This is a genomic window from Streptomyces sp. YIM 121038, assembly GCF_006088715.1.
In the GTDB taxonomy this organism is placed as follows: Bacteria; Actinomycetota; Actinomycetes; order Streptomycetales; family Streptomycetaceae; genus Streptomyces.
This window is the reverse complement of sequence record NZ_CP030771.1, coordinates 5,787,449-5,806,225: the sequence shown is the minus strand read 5'-3', so window position 1 is coordinate 5,806,225 and position 18,777 is coordinate 5,787,449. Positions and strand designations below refer to the sequence as shown.

Below are 18,777 nucleotides of genomic sequence, written 5' to 3'. Positions count from 1 at the left end.
GGGGGCCCGTCAGGAGTCGACGGGCTCGAAGCGCCAGCGGTGCGGCGGGCGGGACACCAGGTCCGCGGGCGGCGCGGGCAGCTCCGGCAGCTCGGCGTCGTACGCGGCGTCCCACCAGGTGATGACGAGGACGCGGTCCTGGGGCGCGCGGAAGGTCTCACGGCGCACCGGCGCGGCCGCCAGGCCCTGGGCGCGCGCCCAGGCGAGCAGCTCGGGCCCGCGCCCCTCGGCGGCGCGGGCCTCCCACATCAGCGCGACGCTCATGAGTAGAGGTTGTCCTTGCTGACCTCGTGCACGTGGTCGTGATCGTGGGTGTGGGCGTGCGCGCCCGGCACGTGCGGCTCGGTCACCGGCAGGGAGGAGTCCGCCGAGAGCCCGAGGTCGGACGGCCGCCGGTTGCGTGCCACCATCTCCGCGCCGAGCGCGGCGACCATCGCGCCGTTGTCCGTGCACAGCTTGGGCCGCGGCACCCGCAGGCGGATGCCCGCGCGCTCGCACCGCTCCTGGGCGAGCGCCCGCAGCCGGGTGTTGGCCGCCACGCCGCCGCCGATCATGAGGTGGTCGACGCCCTCGTCCTTGCAGGCCCTGACGGCCTTGCGGGTGAGCACGTCGACGACCGCCTCCTGGAAGGACGCGGACACGTCCCGCACCGGCACGTCCTCGCCCGCGGCCCGCTTCGCCTCGATCCAGCGCGCCACGGCCGTCTTCAGGCCGGAGAAGGAGAAGTCGTACGCGGGGTCGCGCGGACCGGTCAGACCGCGCGGGAAGGCGATCGCCTCGGGGTCGCCCTCGCGCGCGTAGCGGTCGATGACGGGGCCGCCGGGGAAGCCCAGGTTCAGCACCCGCGCGATCTTGTCGAAGGCCTCCCCCGCGGCGTCGTCGATGGTGGCGCCGAGGGGCCGGACGTCGGCGGTGATGTCCGTGGAGAGCAGCAGCGAGGAGTGCCCGCCGGACACGAGGAGCGCCATCGTCGGCTCGGGCAGCGCACCGTGCTCCAGCTGGTCCACGCAGATGTGCGAGGCCAGGTGGTTGACGCCGTACAGCGGCTTGCCGAGCGCGTACGCGTACGCCTTCGCGGCCGAGACGCCGACGAGCAGCGCGCCCGCGAGGCCGGGCCCCGCGGTGACGGCGATCCCGTCGAGGTCGGAGGCGGCGACGCCCGCGTCCTTCAGGGCGCGCTGGATCGTCGGGACCATCGCCTCCAGGTGCGCGCGCGAGGCGACCTCGGGCACGACGCCGCCGAAGCGCGCGTGCTCGTCGACGCTGGAGGCGACGGCGTCGGCGAGCAGCGTGGTGCCGCGCACGATGCCGACGCCGGTCTCGTCGCAGGAGGTCTCGATGCCGAGGACGAGGGGCTCGTCGCGGAGGTCAGCCATGGATCTCGGTTCCTTGTACGCCGTTCACGGGGCCGTCGGCCCGGCCGTTCGGGGAGGGGTGCGGGGCCTGCGGCAGGGCTGAGGGGTCCGAGAGGCGCATCACCAGCGCGTCCACGTTCCCCGGCTGGTAGTAGCCGCGGCGGAAGCCGATCGGCTCGAACCCGAAGCGCTCGTACAGCTTCTGCGCCCGGGTGTTGTCCACGCGCACCTCGAGCATCACCTCGGTGGCCTCGAAGGCGGTCGCGTGCCGCAGGAGCTCGGTGAGCAGCCGCGCGCCGAGCCCGGTGCCCCACTGGTCCCGGGCGACGGCGATGGTCTGCACGTCGGCGGCCAGCGCGTCGCCGCCGTCGGAGTCGGTGCCCGCCACCGCGAGCCCGCCGTAGCCGACCAGGCGCGCGCCGTCGTACGCCACCAGATAGCGGCGCGTCGAGCCCGGCCCGCGCGCGTGCGCGAGCTCGGACCAGAACATGCCGCGCGACCAGGCGTCCTCCGGGAAGAGCTCCTTCTCCAGGGCGAGGACGGGATCGATGTCCCACCAGCGCATCTCGCGCAGCACGGCGGCTTGGGTCGTCACGGTGGTCACTGGGGGGTGACCACCTTGTAGTTCTTGGGCACCTGCGCGTCCGGGCGGCGCAGGTACAGCGGGCGGGGCTCCAGGAGCTCCTCCCCCGCGGCCAGCTTCTCGGCCGCGAGCCCGGCGAGGGCCGCGGCCGCCACGTGCTCGGGCCCGCGGGCGTCGGGGAAGGTCTCCGGGTAGAGCGTGGCGCCCGCGCCGACGGCCGGAAGCCCGGCGACCTGCTCGGCGATGTCGGCGGGCCGGTCCACGGCGGGCCCCGCGACGCGCGTGCGCGGGTCCTCGTACCGGGCCCAGTAGACCTCCTTGCGGCGCGCGTCCGTGGCCACGACGAAGGGGCCGTCCTCGATCCCGGAGGCGTACGCCAGACCGTCGAGCGTGCACACCCCGTACACGGGCACGCCGAGCGCGAGGCCGAAGGTGTCGGCCGTCATCAGACCCACCCGCAGACCGGTGTACGGCCCGGGGCCCACCCCGGTGACGACGGCGGTGACCGCGTCGAGTCTCACGCCCGCGTCGGCGAGGACGCGGTCGACGGCGGGCAGCAGCAGCTCGCCGTGGCGGCGCGCGTCGACCTGACTCGACTCGGCGACGACGGACGTGCCGTCGTGCAGCGCGACGGTGACGGCGGGGGTTGCGGTATCCAGAGCGAGCAAGAGCACGCGAACAGCCTACGGCTCCGAGGCCCCGCGCACGGCCGCACCGGCCAGGGGTGCGCCTGCTGCTACCGTCACTCCATAGCCGTACGTAGGGAAGGTGGCTCAGTGTCCAGGACCAGCTCGGGATTCGTGGCCGGGCTCACCGCCGCCGCCCTCGCCGTGGTCGGATTCCTCGCCTACCAGGCCTCCGCGAGCGCGCCGGACGACCTGAACGCGCGGCCGGACAAGTCCCCCACGACCCCCACGAAGTCCCCCAAGGGCAAGGGCGGCTCGCTGGCCCTTCCGGACCGCTCGGGCACCGGCAAACGGGTCGTGTACTCGCTGGAGGGCGACCGGGTCTGGCTGGTCGGCGACTCCGGCAAGGCGAAGCGCACGTACAAGGTCACGCCGAGCACCGTCGACCCCGAGCCCGGCACCTACGAGGTCACCTCGCGCCAGGGCCAGGTCACCGGCTCGGACGGCAGGCAGATCGAGCACGTCGTGCGCTTCACGACGGTCGACGGCATAACGGTCGGGTTCAGCGCGGCGCTCAACGGCTCCACGGAGAAGCCGGACCCGGCGAAGAAGACCGGCGGCATCCGCTCCTCCCGCGAGGACGGCAACGCGATGTGGGACTTCGCGATCATCGAAACGCCGGTCGTCGTCGTCAAGTGACCCCGTTACGCGGCGCCTGACCCCGTTACGCGGCGCCTGATCGCGTCACGCGGCGTCGCGCCGCGGTTCGTCCACGGGGGCTTCCTGGGGCACAGGTGCGGCCGGAGGCGTGGAGACGGCGCTCGCGGCGGCGCACGACGCGAGCAGCTCACGCATCGAGCAACTGGACGGCTGCGCCGTCAGCCCCTGCGGCCGGGGCTGTACGTCTCGTTCTGAAGCCGGCATGGACGCCTCCTGGGGCTTCGGGAGCAGACGTGGTTAGGTAGACCTAACCAGTACCGGTATCCATGTGAACACGCCCGGCACCCGCCACGCAACATCTTACCGACGCCTTGTCGGAAAATGTGGACGGCAGCAGTCCCCGACCGGGCGGCGAGGACGAACCGGCGGGACGGCCGAACGGGTCGAGCAGCCGGAGAACGACCCCGGACGGCGCGGAGAGACGACCTCGGACGGCCAGGAGAGACGACCTCAGCTGACCCGGCGAAGGAACCTCAGCCGACCCGGCGAAGGAATTTCAGACGGCCAGGACGCTCAGGTCGGCGTCCTGCCAGCGCGCCCCGATCCCGTGCACCGTGATCTCGCGTCCCTCGTCCGTGGTGTCTCCCACGGCCCGGTGGATGACCAGGTGCAGCCGGTCGTCCGACAGCTCCTCGACCTTGCCGTCGCCCCACTCGACGACGACCACGGAGTCCGGAAGCGACACGTCCAGGTCCAGGTCCTCCATCTCGTCGAGCCCGCCGCCCAGGCGGTACGCGTCCACGTGCACCAGGGCGGGACCGTCGCCGAGGGGCGGGTGGACGCGGGCGATGACGAACGTCGGCGAGGTGACGGCACCGCGCACGCCGAGGCCCTCGCCGAGGCCGCGCGTCAGCGTCGTCTTGCCCGCGCCGAGCTCGCCGGTGAGCATGACGAGATCGCCCGGACGCAGGATCTTGGCCAGGCGGCGGCCCAACTCACCCATCTGCTCCGGTGAGTTGACGGCGATCTTCAGGGTGGCGGCGGGGACGGCCGGGCTGTGCGGTGCTTCCATGGGCCCCACGGTAACCGGTCAGCCGGTGCCGACCGCGCCCGTCCGTGCCAGCAGGTCCGCCAGGCGGTCGGTGACCACCTCCGGGTGCTCCAGCATGACCAGGTGACCGGCGTCCGGCACCAGGACGAGCTCCGCGTCCGGCAGCAGGTCGGCGATCACCTCGCTGTGCTCGCTCGGCGTGACCAGGTCCTTGTCCCCGGCGAGCACGAGCACGGGCAGCTCGGCGAAGTGCTTGAGGGCGTCGGCCTTGTCGTGCTCGGTGAACGCCGGGTAGAACTCCGCGACCACGTCGATCGGCGTGGACTCGATCATGCGCTCCGCGAACCGGGCGACCGCCGGGTCGACGTCCTTCGACGAGAACGAGTACCGCTTGATGATGCCCGCGAACAGGTCGGACGTGGCCCGCCGCCCGCGCTCCACCAGCTCGGCCTGCGAGCCGAGCGCCCGCAGGACGCCGGGCAGGACGCGCCGCACGGCGTTCACCCCCGCGACCGGCAGCCCGAAGTTGACTTCCCCGAGCCCCCCGGCGGACGTACCGACCAGCGCGACGCCCACCACCCGCTCCCGGATCAGCTCCGGGAACTGGTCGGCGAGGGCCATCGTCGTCATGCCGCCCATGGAGTGCCCGACGAGGACCAGCGGCCCCTCGGGCGCGGCCGCGTCGATGACGGCCTTCAGGTCCCGGCCGAGCCGGTCGATGGTGACCGGCTCGCGGTCGCGAAGGCGGGCCGCGCCGCGCCCCGAGCGCCCGTGGCTGCGCTGGTCCCAGTACACGGCCCGGACGACGCCCCGCAGGGCGGCGCGCTGGAAGTGCCAGGAGTCCTGGCTGAGGCAGTAGCCGTGGCTGAACACGACGGTGACGGGGGCGGGCGCCCGCCGCCCGAACAGCCGGCGCCGCCGAGCGGCCTGGGAGCCCTCCGCGCCCACCTCGTCGACTTCGAAGGCGAGCTCCGTGCCGTCGTCGGCGTACGCCTTGCCGGGGGTGCCGCGCAGGGAGCCGTACGGCCCCGAGGCGTCGAGGGCGAGACGGGCCTTCTTGCGCATGCCGCGCCCGACCGTGAGCCGCTCGATGGCGACCCCGGCCGCGGCGCCCGCCGCGATGACTCCTATGGCGGCGCCCGCGACCCCGGCCCGCCGCCACGTCGTCACCGCGCCGCCCGGCCGTCCCGCCACCGCCCCGACCACCTCGGCGGCCGCCCCCGTGCTGCCCTCGCCCACGTGCCGCTCCTCTTCAGTCGCCGGTGCCCGGCCGCTCGTTCACATAGACGCGCGGGACGCGCGCGCCGATGCGCGTCACGATCTCGTACGCGATGGTGCCCGCGGCCCGCGCCCAGTCCTCGGCGGTGGGCTCCCCGCGATCGCCTGGCCCGAAGAGCACGGCCTCCGCGCCGACCTCGGGCTCGTCACCGCCGAGGTCCACCACGAACTGGTCCATGGCGATGCGTCCGGCGACGGTCCGCCACTTGCCGCCGACGAGCACCGGGCCCGTGCCGGAGGCGTGCCGCGGGATGCCGTCCCCGTAGCCCGCGGGCACCAGGCCCAGGGTCGTCTCGCCCGCCGTGGTGTAGAGGTGTCCGTAGCTCACCCCGTGTCCCGCCGGGGCGCGCTTCACATGGGCCAGGGCCGCGGCGACCGTCATCACCGGACGCAGCCCGAAGTCCTCGGGCGTCCCGATCTCGGGGCTGGGCGAGACCCCGTACATCGCGATGCCCGGCCGCACCAGGTCGAAGTGCGTCTCGGGCAGGGTGAGCGTGGCCGGGGAGTTGGCTATGTGCCGCACCTCGGGGCGGAGGCCCGCCTCCTCGGCGTACCCGACCATCGAGCGGAACGTGCCCAGCTGCGGCGCGATCGACGGATGCCCCGGCTCGTCGGCGCAGGCGAAGTGCGACCACAGGCCCGTGACCTTCACCAGGCCGTCGGCCTCCGCGCGCAGGGCCTCGCCCACGAGCTCCGGCCAGTCGTCGGGCATGCACCCGTTGCGCCCGAGACCGGTGTCGGCCTTGAGCTGCACCCGGGCCGTGCGCCCGGCGGCCCGCGCGGCGGCGGCGACCTCGGCCAGGGCCTGCACCCGGCTCACCGACACGTCGATGTCCGCCTCGACGGCCTCCCGCCAGGGCGACCCCGGCGTCCACAGCCAGCACATCAAGCGCCCACCGACACCCGCGGCCCGCAGCGCGAGCGCCTCCTCCGGCGTGGCGGTCCCGACCCAGTCGGCCCCCGCGTCCAACGCGGCCTTGGCACACGGCACCATGCCGTGCCCGTACCCGTCCGCCTTCACGACGGCCATGAACGCGGCCCCGGGCGCGTGCGCACGCAGCGCCCGCACGTTGGCCCGAAGGGCAGCGAGGTCGATCTCAGCGCGCACACGCGGCAGTGCAGTATCAGTCATCGTCGAACAGTCTCTCAGAGCGGCGGAGAAGGACGACGGCACGGGACGTCACCGCGCAAGCCACCACGCACGGAAAGCCGCCGACGAAACAAGAGGGCGCACGCAGGGAGGGAGCTCCCGGTCCACCGGCGGAAAGCCGCCGACGAAACAAGAGGGGACGCACCGGTATGTCCGCCCGGAGCACCCCGAGTACACCGCGTCGGGCGGGATGGCCGCCCCGCGCAGATGACGGCGAGGACGGACATACCGGGGCGGCCCCGCCCCACCACGGCCGGCCGGCACACCCCAGAGAACGGACGGCCGACACGCCCCCAGCAGACGGACGGACGGCAAACCCCAGAAGACGGACGGACGGCACACCCCAGAAACGCGAAGCGCCCCGCGCTAGCCGCGCCGCACGTCCCGCCAGGCCGCCGGAACGGCCTCCGCCACGTCCTGCGCGCCCACCGGCGCCCCCTCCGCCGCGAGCCGCCCCGCGAGCCCGTGCAGAAACGCCCCCACGGCCCCCGCGTCCCGAGCCCCGAGCCCCGCCGCGAGCAGCGCCCCGGCAAGCCCCGACAGCACGTCCCCGCTCCCCGCGGTGGCCAGCCACCCGGTCCCCGTCGGATTGACCCGTACGACACCCCCGCCGGCCCCGGCGACCAGCGTCGTGGACCCCTTGAGCAGCACCGTGGCCCCGTACCGCCCGGCCAGCTCCCGCACCGCGTCGAGCCGGGCCGCCTCGACCTCCGCCCGCCCCACCCCGAGCAGCGCGGCGGCCTCCCCCGCGTGCGGCGTGAGCAGCGTCGGCGCGCCCCGCTCCCGCACGGCCGAGGCGTCCACGAGCCGCAGCCCGTCCGCGTCGATGAGCACGGGCACCTCCGCGGCGACCACGTCCCGCAGCCGCTCCCCCGCGTCCCCGTGCCCGTCCCCGAGTCCCGGCCCCACCACCCAGGCCTGCACGCGCCCGGCCCGGGGCACCGGCCCGGCCGACACCAGCGCCTCGGGGAAGCGGGCGATGACGGCGTCCGCGGCGGGCCCCACGTACCGCACGGCCCCGGCGCCCCCGCGCAGCGCCCCGGCGACGGTGAGGACGGCCGCGCCCGGGTAGCGGGCGGACCCGGCGACGACCCCGAGGACCCCGCGCCGGTACTTGTCGCTCTCGGCCCCCGGCACCGGAAGAAGCTGCTCCACATCGGCGTACTGCAGGGCCTCCACCGCGGGCGCGTACGCGGAGAGTTCACCGCCGAGCCCGATGTCCACGAGCCGCAGGGCCCCGGCGTACTCCCGGGCGGGATCGACGAGGAGCCCCGGCTTGTACGCCCCGAACGTCACGGTCGCGTCCGCGCGCACGGCCGCGCCGCGCACTTCGCCGGTGTCGGCGTCGACCCCGCTCGGCAGGTCGACGGCCACGACCAGGGCCCCGGACTCCTCGGCGGCACGGGCGAGTTCGGCGGCGCCGGGCCGCAGGCCGCCCTTGCCGCCGATGCCCACGATCCCGTCGACGACGAGATCGGCACCCGAGAGGGAAGCGAACGCGGCATCGGCCGCGGAACCAGAGCCGGAACCGGCCCCCGAGCCGTCGACCACCCGCCCCCCGGCCCCCCGCAACGCCGCGAGCCCGCCCGCGTGGGCCCGCTCCGGCGAGAGCAGCACGGCCGTCACCCCGGCCCCGCGCCGGGCGAGCCGCGCGCCGGCGTAGAGCGCGTCACCGCCGTTGTCCCCGCTGCCGACCAGGAGCGCGACACGCGCCCCGTACACCTTCCCGAGCAGCTGCCCGCAGGCCACGGCGAGCCCCGCCGCGGCCCGCTGCATCAGCGCCCCTTCGGGAACCCGCGCCATCAGCGCGCGCTCGGCCGCCCGTACGTCCTCCACGCGATACGCAGTACGCATCCACCAAGTCTCGCGCACACCGCGCGCCCCGGCAGCGCCGCGGCACGGGACGCGAGGCACGGGACGCGAGGCACCGGACACAAAGCGCCGGACACGAAGCGCCGGACACGGACTACCCCTCCGCGATGACGACCGCGGAGGCCACCCCCGCGTCATGGCTCAGGGAGACGTGCCACCCGCGCACCCCCAGGGCCTCGGCCCGCGCGGCCACGGTCCCGGAGACCCGAAGGCGGGGCTGCCCGGTCTCCTCCACGTACACCTCGGCGTCGGTCCAGCGCAGCCCGGGCGGCGCACCCAGGGCCTTGGCCAAGGCTTCCTTGGCGGCGAACCGGGCGGCGAGCGAGGCGACCCCGCGCCGCTCCCCGCCGGGCAGATGCAACTCCCGCTCCACGAAGAGCCGTTCCCGCATCCCCGGCGTCCGCTCCAGGGAGGCCGCGAACCGATCGATCTCGGCCACGTCGATGCCCACACCAATAATCACGGCGGCAGCTAATCACGGCACCCCGACGACGAAGCCGCACGGGGGTGACACACCCCACCCGCACGGGGGGTGACACACCCCACCCGCACGGACGTTCAAACTGCCGTAACAATGGACTGTGATCTCTTTGGTCTCCTCGCCGCCACGGGGCGCCAACCGGCACAAGCCGGAGGCGACCCCTTACGTCGACCTCACCCGTTCCGAGTGGAGCGCGCTGCGCGAAAAGACGCCGCTGCCCCTGACCGCCGCCGAGCTGGAGAAGCTGCGCGGCCTCGGCGACGTCATCGACCTCGATGAGGTGCGGGACATCTACCTCCCGCTCTCCCGTCTCCTCAACCTCTACGTGGGCGCCACCGACGGCCTGCGCGGAGCGCTCAACACCTTCCTGGGCGACACCGGTGAGAAGGGCTCCCAGTCGGGCACGCCCTTCGTCATAGGGGTCGCGGGCTCCGTCGCCGTGGGCAAGTCGACGGTGGCGCGGCTGCTCCAGGCCCTGCTCTCGCGCTGGCCCGAGCACCCGCGCGTGGAGCTGGTGACCACGGACGGCTTCCTGCTGCCCACCAAGGAGCTCCAGGCGCGCGGCCTGATGTCGCGCAAGGGCTTCCCCGAGTCGTACGACCGCAGGGCGCTGACCCGCTTCGTCGCCGACATCAAGGCGGGCAAGGACGAGGTGACGGCGCCGGTCTACTCCCACCTGATCTACGACATCGTGCCCGGCCAGCGCCTGACGGTCCGCCGCCCGGACATCCTCATCGTCGAGGGGCTGAACGTGCTGCAGCCCGCCCTGCCCGGCAAGGACGGCCGCACCCGCGTGGGCCTGGCCGACTACTTCGACTTCAGCGTGTACGTCGACGCCCGCGCCGAGGACATCGAGCGCTGGTACCTGAACCGGTTCCGCAAGCTGCGCGAGACCGCCTTCCAGAACCCGTCGTCGTACTTCCGGAAGTACACGCAGGTCTCCGAGGAGGAGGCGCTCGACTACGCCCGCACCACCTGGCGGACCATCAACAAGCCGAACCTGGTGGAGAACGTGGCGCCCACGCGCGGCCGCGCCACGCTCATCATCCGCAAGGGCCCCGACCACAAGGTGCGCCGGCTCAGCCTGCGCAAGCTCTGAACCGGCCCGCGCCAAGCCTGAAGGGGACGCGTCAGCCGGGCGTTAAGGTGCGGGCATGCTCCATCTGCGCCTGATCACCCCGGCGGACCGGACGGACGCCGTGGTGCGTCTGATCGAGAAGACGCCCGGCACGACCCACCTCGCCGTCGTGCCGGGCGCGGCCCGCAACCCGTCGGGCGACATCGTGATGTGCGACGTGGCCCGGGAGGCGGGCGACGAACTGCTCGGCGGCCTGCGCGCCCTGGAGATCGACAAGCACGGCTCGATCGCCCTGGAGAACATCGACCTGTCGCTGTCCCTGCGCGCCGACAAGGCGGAGGACGAGGCGCCGGGCGAGGGCGCGGACGCGGTCCTGTGGGAGCACCTGGCGGACGCCACGCACGAGGAGTCCACGCTCTCCATCACGTACGTCGCCTTCATCACGCTCGCCACGATGATCGCCGCCTGCGGCGTCGTCCTCGACAACGCGATCCTCATCGTGGGCGCGATGGCGGTGGGCCCGGAGTTCGGCCCGCTCGCGGGCTTCTGCACGGCGCTCGTGCAGCGCGCCCCGCGCCTGGCGCTGCGCTCCCTGATCGCGCTGATCGCGGGCTTCGCGATCGCCATGGCGGTCACGGTGGCCTTCAGCTTCTTCATGGACGCGGTCGATCTCTTCGACCAGGCGGCGCTGGAGGCCAAGCGCCCCAACACCAACTTCATCTACCGGCCCGACTGGTTCTCCTTCGTCGTGGCCGTCCTCGCGGGCGCCGCGGGCACCCTCTCGCTCACATCGGCGAAGTCGGGCGCGCTCGTGGGCGTCGCCATCTCGGTGACGACGGTCCCGGCGGCGGCGAACGCCGCGGTGGCCTTCAGCTACGACGAGTACCGCCAGGCCTGGGGCTCCACCGAGCAGCTCCTGCTCAATCTGCTCGGCATCGTCCTCGCCGGTACGTTCACGCTGCTCACCCAGAAGCTGCTCTGGGCCCGGCAGCGCGAACGCACCGCGAAGAAGTTCGGCCTGCCCTAGCCGAGCGCGGACTTCACCACGTCCGCGAGGCGCCCGGCCACCGAGCGGGCCTGCTCGATGTCGGCGGCCTCCACCATCACGCGCACCAGCGGCTCGGTGCCGGAGGGGCGCAGCAGCACCCGGCCGGTCTCGCCGAGCTCGCGCTCGGCGTCGGCGACCGCGGTGGCCAGCTCCGTCGAGGTCCGCACCCGGGTCCGGTCCACGTCCGGCACGTTGATGAGGACCTGCGGCAGGCGCTCCATGACGGCGGCCAGCTCCTTGAGGCTGCGGCCGGTCTCGGCGACGCGGGCCGCGAGCAGCAGCCCGGTGAGGGTGCCGTCGCCGGTGGTGGCGTGGTCCAGGGCGATGACGTGCCCGGACTGCTCGCCGCCGAGCGCGTAGCCGTTGGCCTTCATCTCCTCCAGGACGTACCGGTCGCCGACGGCGGTCTGGACGAACCGCAGGCCCTCGCGCTCCATGGCGAGCTTGAAGCCCAGGTTCGACATGACCGTGGCGACAACGGTGTCGCGGCGCAGCACCCCGCGCTCGCGCATGCCGAGCGCGAGCACGGCGAGGATCTGGTCGCCGTCGACCTCGGCGCCCGTGTGGTCCACGGCGAGGCAGCGGTCGGCGTCGCCGTCGTGCGCGATGCCGAGGTCGGCGCCGTGCTCGACGACGGCCGCCCGGAGCAGCTCCAGATGGGTCGAGCCACAGCCCTCGTTGATGTTCAGGCCGTCGGGGGACGCGCCGATGGTGACGATCTCGGCGCCCGCGCGCGCGAAGGCCTCCGGGGAGACCCGGGCCGCGGCGCCGTGCGCCTCGTCCAGGACGATCCGCAGCCCGTCGAGGCGGTTCGGCAGCACGCCGATCAGATGCGCCACGTACTGGTCGAGCCCCTGGTCGTACGAGGTGACCCGGCCGACCCCGGCACCGGTGGGCCGCTCCCAGGGAGCGCCGGTGCGGTGCTCCTCGTAGACGGACTCGATGCGGTCCTCCAGGTCGTCGGCGAGCTTGTGGCCGCCGCGGGCGAAGAACTTGATGCCGTTGTCGGGCATGGCGTTGTGGCTGGCGGACAGCATCACGCCGAGGTCGGCGCCGAGCGCCGCGGTGAGGTGGGCCACCGCCGGGGTGGGCAGCACACCGACGCGCAGGACGTCCACGCCCGCGCTCGCCAGGCCCGCGACGACCGCGGCCTCCAGGAACTCCCCGGACGCGCGCGGGTCACGCCCCACCACCGCTGTCGGGCGATGGCCCTCGAAGGTGCCCGCTTCGGCGAGCACGTGTGCCGCGGCGACCGAGAGACCGAGCGCGAGCTCCGCCGTCAGATCGGCGTTGGCGACACCGCGCACGCCGTCCGTGCCGAAGAGTCGTCCCACTGCTGTCCTCCGAACATTCCGACATTCCGAGCGTCCACCCCGGATCGACGGGGCGCTGATAAACGAAACGCCCCGGCAGCACACAGGGTGCCGCCGAGGCGTTCGTGAGTACTAGCAGGCAGCGATGTTTAGCGCTTGCTGTACTGCGGGGCCTTGCGGGCCTTCTTGAGACCGGCCTTCTTGCGCTCGACCGCACGGTCGTCGCGCTTGAGGAAGCCGGCCTTCTTGAGGGCGCCGCGGTTGTTGTCCACGTCGGCCTCGTTCAGGGCACGGGCCACGCCGAGGCGCAGGGCGCCGGCCTGACCGGAGACACCGCCACCCGCGATGCGGGCGACGACGTCGTAGCGGCCCTCGAGCTCGAGGACCTTGAACGGCTCGTTGACTTCCTGCTGGTGCACCTTGTTGGGGAAGTAGTCCTCAAGGGTGCGACCGTTGATCTTCCACTTGCCGGTGCCCGGGACGATCCGGACGCGGGCGATCGCGTTCTTGCGACGGCCCAGGCCGGCGGCCGGCTGCGGGTCGCCGAAGCGCGCGGCGTTCGACTCCGAGGTGTACTCGCCCTCGACGGGCGCCTCGGACTCGGTGGTGTAGTGCTCGATGTCGACAGTCTCGTCGATCGGCTGCTCAGCGGTGGTCTCGGCCACGATGATCCTCAGATTCTCTTCAGGCTTAGGGGGTGGCCGGACTTACTGCGCGACCTGGGTGATCTCGAACGGCTGCGGCTGCTGCGCGCCGTGCGGGTGCTGGTCACCCTTGTAGACCTTCAGCTTCGAGAGCATCTGACGGCCCAGCGAGTTCTTCGGGAGCATGCCCTTGACGGCCTTCTCGATGGCCTTCTCGGGGTTCTTCTCGAGCAGCTCGTCGTAGCGCACCGAGCGGAGGCCGCCCGGGTAGCCAGAGTGACGGTAGGCCATCTTCTGGGTCTTCTTGTTGCCGGACAGGTGCACCTTGTCGGCGTTGATGATGACGACGAAGTCACCGGTGTCGACGTGGGGCGCGTAGATCGGCTTGTGCTTGCCGCGCAGGAGAGAGGCGGCGGTGGTCGCCAGACGTCCCAGGACGATGTCCTGGGCGTCGATGACGTGCCACTGACGGGTCACGTCGCCGGGCTTGGGGCTGTACGTACGCACTTCGTAGCCTTCGCTTCTTCAGTGGATGGGGTCCAGACACACGGCACCCAGGAAGCGATCATGCAGCTGGGGCTCACAGTGCCGGGGACGCTGCCCGTATGCGAGCCACTGGTAACTGCTCCAGGGAACCTACGTATGGGCCCTTTCGCGTGAGAACGAGGAAGCCAATACGTATCAGTCCCCGAGACTACCCGCGCCGCCCCGTATGGGTCAAAACGCGGCCCTGGAGACCGGCACCGCCGACCCCACCGCCTCGGGCGGTCCTGCTGGTCCTGCGTCATCCACAGTAACCGCCCTCGGCCGGAGACAGCACCGCGCGACCGCGAAGGCCAGCACACAGAGCGTGACGCAATCCTTGAAGGCCCGCCGCACCCCCGGCTCAAGACCCACCCACGCGAACCCCGGCACCTGCGGCACCAGCGCCACCCAGAACCCGGCCCCCCGCACCACGGCCCCCGCCTCCCCCGCCCCCGCGAGCAGCAGCGGCACCACGACCAGCAGATAGTGGTCGTACGAGGGCCGGGACACCAGGAACGCCGCCAGCATCAGGGCCACGGCCGTCTCCACGACCCGCCCGGCCCCCGCGTCCCCGCGCCCCCAGCGCCGCCACGCACACCCCACCCCCACCACGGCCCCCGCCCCCGCCACCAGCGAGGCCACGGCACCCGGCACCCCGAGGCGCGGAAGGACGGCCGCGGGCGAGGCCTCATAGAGCCGCACGAAGCTGTCACCGCCGCGCAGGAGGAAGGGGAGCGTACGGGTGAGGAAGCCCGCCGGGTCGGGCAGCAGGAGCGCCGCGGCGGCGGAGACCGCGACCGGCACCCCCACGGCGATCCCCAGCTCCCGCCACCGCCGCGCGAAGACGAAGAGGAGCAGCACCGGCACCAGGAGCGGCTTCACGGCCACCGCGACCCCGAGCACCGCCCCCGCCCGCCCCCACCGGCCACGGCACACGCACAGCAGCGCCACCGGAAGCGCGGCCGCCGACGCCACGGTCCAGTTCCCGAGTTCCACCAGGTGCCCGAAGGGCGCGAAGCCCAGGGCGAGGCCGAGCAGGCCGAACACCGCGAAGCGGCTCCCCAGCGGCACCCCGTGGATACGCAGCGCACCCGCCCAGCCGCCCGCGAGGGCCCCCACCACCCCCAGCGGCACGAGGGCCCGCACCACCCCCTGCGGAAGGACGGCCTGCGGCACCGCCGCGAGCACGGCCCCCGGGAGGTACAGGAAGTGCCGGTCCGCGTACGGAGAGCGCCCCTCCAGCCAGGCCCCGGCCGCCCGCACCACGATCCCGTTGTCCATGCCGCCGTCCGGCACGCGGCAGGCGACGCGCAGCACCAGCGCGCCGAGGACCACCCCGAGCACCGCCCACGCCTGCCACGCGGCGGGCCGCAGCCACCACCCCGTACCGCCGGAAACATCACATTTGCCCGCGTTCATGCGGCTCAGGCTAGGGCGAGAACCCGCCCCGGCCCCGGCTCAACATCCCCACCGCCCCGTCTAAGATGCCGCGCATGAGCTTTGGGCAAGGGGGACCTCAGTGGGGTCCGGGGGGCTCAACGACCCCGGACTGGGCGGCGCTGGCCGAAGCGTCCGAGAAGCGCGCCCGCCGCCGCAAATGGCTCCTCTTCGGCGGCGGTGCCCTCGCCACCGTCGCCGTCGCCACGGCCGTGGCCGTCGCCGTCGTCTCCGCGAACGGCGACGACGCCGCCGCCTCCAACAAGCCCGCGAGCGAGCTGCCCTCGTCCCCGGACATCCCCGGCGCCTCCTCGGCTCCGGAGCCGTCCTTCGAGGCGACCACTCCCCCGCCGCCGCCGGACCCGAAGGACTACATCTCCGACGCGGACAAGGACAAGGCGCCCCTGAGCGCCGCGATCCTCTTCCCCGGCACGAAGCTGACCTCCGGCGCCAAGGTCTACAAGAAGGGCGCCACCGCCGACACCAAGCGGTGCGCCTCGGTGACCCAGCCGGTCCTCGGCCGGGTCCTCACCAAGAACAAGTGCACCAAGCTGATGCGCGTCACCTACGCCCGCCGCGGCATCGCCGTCACCGTCGGCGTGGCCGTCTTCGACACCGAGGCCCAGGCCGCCAAGGTCAAGAAGCAGGCCGACAAGGGCCTGGTCACCTCGCTGCCCGGCAAGGGCGTCGCCCCGTTCTGCCGCACGGCCGTCTGCCGCGGCACGTACAACGCGTACGGCCGCTACGCGTACTTCACGACGACCGGCTTCCTGGGCGGCAAGGACGTCACGGAGAAGGACCGCAAGGCGTACGAGGTCGGCGACGACCTCGCCCGCTTCGCCTTCAACCAGATCAACCGCCGGGGCGAGACGCAGGCGTCGGCCGCCGCCAACAACCCCGAATAGAACGAACGCTCTATCCAGCGCTCAGCAACAACCCGCCGACGGCAGCGACCGCTTGTTCCGCGCCTCCGCGCTGCGCGCCGCGAGCAGCTCGTCCGCCGGATAGCCGACCTCTTCGAGCGTGAGCCCGTGCGGCCGCACCACGTGCACCGCCGAGTCCCGCACCCCGGCCGCGAGCACCTTGCCCGGCCAGTCCGGCGGCCGGTGTCCGTCCCCCACGAACAGCATGGCCCCCACCAGGGACCGCACCATGTTGTGGCAGAAGGCGTCCGCCCGCACGGTCGCTTCGAGGATCCCGTCGGGGCGCCGCTCCCAGCGCAGCTCCTGGAGCGTGCGGATGGTCGTCGCGCCCTCGCGCCGCTTGCAGTACGCGGCGAAGTCGTGCTCGCCGATGAGCGCCTGCGCGGCCTCGTTCATCGCGTCCAGGTCGAGCGTCCAGTCGTGCCACAGGACGTGGCCGCGCAGCAGCGGATCGACGCCGCCGGGGTGGTCGGTCACGCGGTACGCGTACCGCCGCCAGATCGCCGAGAACCGCGCGTTGAACCCGGCCGGGGCCTCCTCCGCCCGCCAGATCCGCACGTCGTGCGGCAGCCGTCCGGCGAGCCGCCGCAGCAGCTTCTCGCGGTGCTCGGCCCACAGGCTCTCCGGCAGGTCGACGTGCGCGACCTGGCCGCGCGCGTGCACCCCGCTGTCGGTCCGCCCGGCCACGGTCAGCTCGTACGTCTCGCCCGACCGCGTGACCGTGCGCAGCGCGTCCTCGATCTCGCCCTGGACGGTCCGCTGGCCTTCGCGCTGCTTCGCCCACCCGGAAAAGTCCCGGCCGTCGTACGACAGGTCAAGGCGCACCCGGACGAACCCGGGCTTCACTTCCTCACTCACACCGCAATCCTCTCAGGCACACGAAAGCGGGCCCGCCCCGCAGGGGACGGGCCCGCGACGCCCTGAAGGGGCGCGGGGAACTGCGCGACCAGCCACGACGGGGCCGCAGTCGACGACGCGCAGTACCCGAGAACGCTTACGCGTCCTTCGACTCCTCGGCAGCCTCTTCGCCCTTGGTCGTGTCGACCTTGGCGTCAGAAACCTCGGCGTCCTTAGCGGCGCGCTTCGTGGCCGCCTCGGCCTCACCGGTGGCCTGCTGGGCCACGGTCAGGGCCTCCACCAGCTCGATGACGGCCATGGGCGCGTTGTCGCCACGGCGGTTACCGATCTTGGTGATACGGGTGTAGCCACCCGGGCGGTTCTCGTAGCGCGGGCCGATCTCGGCGAAGAGCGTGTGGACGACGCTCTTGTCCGTGATGACCTGGAGCACCTGACGGCGGTTGTGAAGGTCGCCCTTCTTCGCCTTGGTGACCAGACGCTCCGCGAACGGGCGCAGGCGGCGGGCCTTCGCCTCGGTCGTGGTGATGCGGCCGTGCTCGAAGAGATCCTTGGCGAGGTTCGCCAGCATCAGCTTCTCGTGCGCGGCGCTGCCGCCCAGACGGGCACCCTTGGTGGGCTTCGGCATGGTGTTTCTCCTAGTGATCTGCCCCGGCCGTATCAGGTACCGGGGTCAGCGGCACCCGCGCCCCGTAAGGGGCGCGGGGAACTGCGCGAGCAACCACAACGCGCGCGCAGCCGAAATCAGACCGTCGGGCCCGAGCTCTAGTACTGCTCGGTCTCGACGAACCCGGCGTCCGCGTCGTCGTCGGCGCCGAAGGCGTCGGCCGCGGCGGTCGGGTCGAATCCGGGCGGGCTGTCCTTGAGGGCCAGACCCATCCCGTTGAGCTTCATCTTGACCTCGTCGATGGACTTCGCGCCGAAGTTGCGGATGTCCAGGAGGTCGGCCTCGGAGCGGGCGACGAGCTCACCCACGGAGTGGATGCCCTCACGCTTGAGGCAGTTGTAGGAGCGGACCGTGAGCTCCAGCTCCTCGATCGGCAGCGCCAGGTCGGCGGCGAGCGCGGCGTCCGTCGGGGACGGACCCATGTCGATGCCCTCGGCGTCGATGTTGAGCTCGCGGGCCAGACCGAACAGCTCGACCAGGGTCTTGCCGGCGGACGCCATGGCGTCGCGCGGGCGCATGGCCTGCTTGGTCTCGACGTCGACGATCAGCTTGTCGAAGTCGGTGCGCTGCTCGACTCGGGTGGCCTCGACCTTGTAGGTCACCTTGAGGACCGGCGAGTAGATGGAGTCGACCGGGATGCGGCCGATCTCCTGGCCGACCTGCTTGTTCTGCACGGCGGAGACGTAGCCGCGACCGCGCTCGACGGTCAGCTCCATCTCCAGCTTGCCCTTGCCGTTGAGCGTGGCGAGGACGAGGTCGGGGTTGTGCACCTCGACACCGGCCGGCGGCGCGATGTCGGCGGCGGTGACCAGACCCGGGCCCTGCTTGCGCAGGTACATCACGACCGGCTCGTCGTGCTCCGAGGAGACGACCAGCTGCTTGATGTTGAGGATGAGGTCGGTGACGTCCTCCTTGACGCCCGGCACGGTGGTGAACTCGTGCAGGACACCGTCGATGCGGATGGACGTGACCGCCGCACCCGGGATCGAGGAGAGGAGCGTACGACGCAGGGAGTTGCCGAGGGTGTAGCCGAAGCCCGGCTCCAGCGGCTCGATAACGAACCGGGAGCGGAACTCGTCGACGACCTCTTCGGTCAACGAGGGACGCTGAGCGATCAGCATGAAGTGATTCCTTCAGTCAGGGGCACCCACTATTTGATGCCCTGAGTAGTACAAGGGTACGGGCGGCACGGCCCTAAGGAGCCATACCGCCCGAAAACCTCAAGTCAAGC

21 protein-coding genes are annotated in these 18,777 nt (G+C 72.8%); 4 read left to right on the top strand and 17 right to left on the bottom strand.

The genetic code is table 11. The features are described 5' to 3' along the window. Positions 1-9 precede the first annotated feature (9 nt). Genes C9F11_RS24960 through tsaB form a run of 4 tightly spaced genes read right to left on the bottom strand, consistent with a single transcriptional unit; the run spans position 10 to position 2,612 of the window. Positions 10-264: a hypothetical protein gene (locus C9F11_RS24960; RefSeq protein WP_138961341.1), complete on the bottom strand. Its 255-nt coding sequence runs from the start codon at positions 262-264 to the stop codon at positions 10-12. Continuing rightward, positions 261-1,376: a tRNA (adenosine(37)-N6)-threonylcarbamoyltransferase complex transferase subunit TsaD gene (gene tsaD / locus C9F11_RS24955; RefSeq protein WP_138961340.1), complete on the bottom strand. Its 1,116-nt coding sequence runs from the start codon at positions 1,374-1,376 to the stop codon at positions 261-263. The genes C9F11_RS24960 and tsaD overlap by 4 nt, the downstream gene beginning before the upstream one ends. Then, positions 1,369-1,920, bottom strand: coding sequence for a ribosomal protein S18-alanine N-acetyltransferase (gene rimI / locus C9F11_RS24950; RefSeq protein ID WP_138966959.1), 552 nt, complete (start codon positions 1,918-1,920; stop codon positions 1,369-1,371). The genes tsaD and rimI overlap by 8 nt, the downstream gene beginning before the upstream one ends. 35 nt (positions 1,921-1,955) lie before the next feature. Further along, complete coding sequence (tsaB, locus tag C9F11_RS24945; protein ID WP_138961339.1) at positions 1,956-2,612, bottom strand: tRNA (adenosine(37)-N6)-threonylcarbamoyltransferase complex dimerization subunit type 1 TsaB; 657 nt, start codon at positions 2,610-2,612, stop codon at positions 1,956-1,958. A 102-nt stretch (positions 2,613-2,714) separates the two neighbouring features. On the opposite strand from tsaB, the gene C9F11_RS24940 reads away from it, so the two are divergent. Next, positions 2,715-3,263 carry a hypothetical protein gene (locus C9F11_RS24940; RefSeq protein WP_138961338.1) on the top strand — a complete coding sequence of 183 codons (549 nt, stop codon included), beginning with the start codon at positions 2,715-2,717 and terminating at the stop codon, positions 3,261-3,263. Positions 3,264-3,308: 45 nt separating this feature from the next. On the opposite strand, the gene C9F11_RS48795 is transcribed toward C9F11_RS24940, so the two are convergent. The 6 genes from C9F11_RS48795 to C9F11_RS24910 form a co-directional block, all read right to left on the bottom strand. Next, positions 3,309-3,488 carry a hypothetical protein gene (locus C9F11_RS48795; protein ID WP_138961337.1) on the bottom strand — a complete coding sequence of 60 codons (180 nt, stop codon included), beginning with the start codon at positions 3,486-3,488 and terminating at the stop codon, positions 3,309-3,311. A 292-nt stretch (positions 3,489-3,780) separates the two neighbouring features. Then, positions 3,781-4,296, bottom strand: a complete 516-nt coding sequence (tsaE, locus tag C9F11_RS24930) for a tRNA (adenosine(37)-N6)-threonylcarbamoyltransferase complex ATPase subunit type 1 TsaE (protein WP_138961336.1) — start codon at positions 4,294-4,296, stop codon at positions 3,781-3,783. Positions 4,297-4,314: 18 nt separating this feature from the next. Then, a complete protein-coding gene (locus tag C9F11_RS24925; RefSeq protein ID WP_138961335.1) occupies positions 4,315-5,514 on the bottom strand; it encodes an alpha/beta hydrolase in 1,200 nt (399 codons plus the stop codon). Positions 5,515-5,527: 13 nt separating this feature from the next. Then, on the bottom strand, positions 5,528-6,685 hold the full coding sequence (gene alr / locus C9F11_RS24920) for an alanine racemase (RefSeq protein ID WP_138961334.1): 1,158 nt from the start codon (positions 6,683-6,685) through the stop codon (positions 5,528-5,530). 384 nt (positions 6,686-7,069) lie between these two features. Next, positions 7,070-8,557 carry an NAD(P)H-hydrate dehydratase gene (locus C9F11_RS24915; protein ID WP_138961333.1) on the bottom strand — a complete coding sequence of 496 codons (1,488 nt, stop codon included), beginning with the start codon at positions 8,555-8,557 and terminating at the stop codon, positions 7,070-7,072. A 112-nt stretch (positions 8,558-8,669) separates the two neighbouring features. Beyond that, positions 8,670-9,038 carry a holo-ACP synthase gene (locus tag C9F11_RS24910; RefSeq protein ID WP_138961332.1) on the bottom strand — a complete coding sequence of 123 codons (369 nt, stop codon included), beginning with the start codon at positions 9,036-9,038 and terminating at the stop codon, positions 8,670-8,672. Between the two features lie 118 nt (positions 9,039-9,156). On the opposite strand from C9F11_RS24910, the gene coaA reads away from it, so the two are divergent. Together coaA and C9F11_RS24900 are read left to right on the top strand one after the other, a co-directional pair. Further along, complete coding sequence (gene coaA / locus C9F11_RS24905; RefSeq protein WP_138961331.1) at positions 9,157-10,155, top strand: type I pantothenate kinase; 999 nt, start codon at positions 9,157-9,159, stop codon at positions 10,153-10,155. 55 nt (positions 10,156-10,210) lie between these two features. Then, positions 10,211-11,161 (top strand): DUF389 domain-containing protein, encoded by a 951-nt coding sequence (locus C9F11_RS24900; protein ID WP_138961330.1) that lies wholly within the window; start codon positions 10,211-10,213, stop codon positions 11,159-11,161. Here the strand turns inward: C9F11_RS24900 and glmM are convergent. The 4 genes from glmM to C9F11_RS24880 all read right to left on the bottom strand — a co-directional run bounded on the left by glmM (position 11,158) and on the right by C9F11_RS24880 (position 15,083). After that, positions 11,158-12,516 carry a phosphoglucosamine mutase gene (gene glmM / locus C9F11_RS24895; RefSeq protein WP_138961329.1) on the bottom strand — a complete coding sequence of 453 codons (1,359 nt, stop codon included), beginning with the start codon at positions 12,514-12,516 and terminating at the stop codon, positions 11,158-11,160. The two genes, C9F11_RS24900 and glmM, sit on opposite strands and share 4 nt — an antisense overlap. A gap of 128 nt (positions 12,517-12,644) precedes the next feature. Beyond that, complete coding sequence (gene rpsI / locus C9F11_RS24890) at positions 12,645-13,160, bottom strand: 30S ribosomal protein S9 (protein WP_138961328.1); 516 nt, start codon at positions 13,158-13,160, stop codon at positions 12,645-12,647. A gap of 42 nt (positions 13,161-13,202) precedes the next feature. Continuing rightward, positions 13,203-13,646 carry a 50S ribosomal protein L13 gene (gene rplM / locus C9F11_RS24885; protein WP_138961327.1) on the bottom strand — a complete coding sequence of 148 codons (444 nt, stop codon included), beginning with the start codon at positions 13,644-13,646 and terminating at the stop codon, positions 13,203-13,205. A 210-nt stretch (positions 13,647-13,856) separates the two neighbouring features. Next, positions 13,857-15,083, bottom strand: a complete 1,227-nt coding sequence (locus C9F11_RS24880) for a glycosyltransferase 87 family protein (RefSeq protein WP_138961326.1) — start codon at positions 15,081-15,083, stop codon at positions 13,857-13,859. Between the two features lie 74 nt (positions 15,084-15,157). Here C9F11_RS24880 and C9F11_RS24875 point away from each other — a divergent pair, with 74 nt between their 5' ends. After that, complete coding sequence (locus tag C9F11_RS24875) at positions 15,158-16,006, top strand: hypothetical protein (RefSeq protein WP_171075833.1); 849 nt, start codon at positions 15,158-15,160, stop codon at positions 16,004-16,006. Between the two features lie 21 nt (positions 16,007-16,027). On the opposite strand, the gene truA is transcribed toward C9F11_RS24875, so the two are convergent. From truA to C9F11_RS24860, 3 genes are all read right to left on the bottom strand, one after another. Beyond that, the gene (gene truA, locus C9F11_RS24870; protein WP_138961325.1) at positions 16,028-16,882 is read right to left on the bottom strand and encodes a tRNA pseudouridine(38-40) synthase TruA; all 855 of its coding nucleotides are present in this window, start codon (positions 16,880-16,882) and stop codon (positions 16,028-16,030) included. A gap of 136 nt (positions 16,883-17,018) precedes the next feature. Continuing rightward, a complete protein-coding gene (gene rplQ / locus C9F11_RS24865; RefSeq protein ID WP_138961324.1) occupies positions 17,019-17,507 on the bottom strand; it encodes a 50S ribosomal protein L17 in 489 nt (162 codons plus the stop codon). Positions 17,508-17,644: 137 nt separating this feature from the next. Continuing rightward, a complete protein-coding gene (locus tag C9F11_RS24860; protein ID WP_016645160.1) occupies positions 17,645-18,667 on the bottom strand; it encodes a DNA-directed RNA polymerase subunit alpha in 1,023 nt (340 codons plus the stop codon). Positions 18,668-18,777: the final 110 nt, after the last annotated feature.